This is a genomic window from Sandarakinorhabdus sp. (assembly GCF_051860625.1).
In the GTDB taxonomy this organism is placed as follows: Bacteria; Pseudomonadota; Alphaproteobacteria; order Sphingomonadales; family Sphingomonadaceae; genus Sandarakinorhabdus.
Genome location: NZ_JBHYDQ010000033.1, coordinates 1 through 663 on the forward strand (window position 1 = coordinate 1; position 663 = coordinate 663).

Genomic DNA, 663 nt, shown 5'->3' on the forward strand with positions numbered 1-663 from the left:
CCCGAGTAGGAGTTGAGCATCGAGATCACGACCGGCATGTCCGCGCCGCCGATCGGAATGATCAGCAGGGCGCCGAGCACCAGCGCGATGATGGTGATCATCCAGAAGTCGAACGAGCTTTGCGAGACCACGAGGCCGTAGATGAAGAACACCAGCGCCAGCGCGAGCACGATGTTGATGATGTGGCGGGCCGGCAGGATGATCGGCGCGCCGCTCATGCGGCCACTCAGCTTGAGGAACGCGATCACCGAGCCGGTGAACGTGAGCGCGCCGATGGCGACGCCGAGCGACATTTCAATCAGGCTCGAGGCATGGATGCTGCCGCGGGCGCCGATGTCGAACGCGGCGGGCGCGTAGAACGCGCCGGCCGCGACCAGCACCGCGGCCATGCCGACCAGCGAGTGGAACGCTGCGACCAGTTCCGGCATCGAGGTCATCGGCACGCGCCGCGCGATCACCGCACCGATGCCGCCGCCGATGGCGATGCCGAGGATGATAAGAATCCAGCCGGTCGTGCTGGTCGGCGGATGCGCCGCCAGCGTGGTGACAATGGCGATGGCCATGCCGATCATGCCGAAGAAGTTGCCCTGGCGGGAAGACGCCGGGCTCGACAGGCCGCGCAACGACAGGATGAAGAGGACGCCAGCGACGAGATAGAGCAGC

At 66.2% G+C, this 663-nt stretch carries 1 protein-coding gene; it reads right to left on the reverse strand.

Features of this window, described 5'->3' with window-relative positions:
- The coding region (locus ACTIEZ_RS15430; RefSeq protein WP_439547577.1) for an NAD(P)(+) transhydrogenase (Re/Si-specific) subunit beta at positions 1-662 on the reverse strand (662 nt) is incomplete at its 3' end.
- Position 663: the final 1 nt, after the last annotated feature.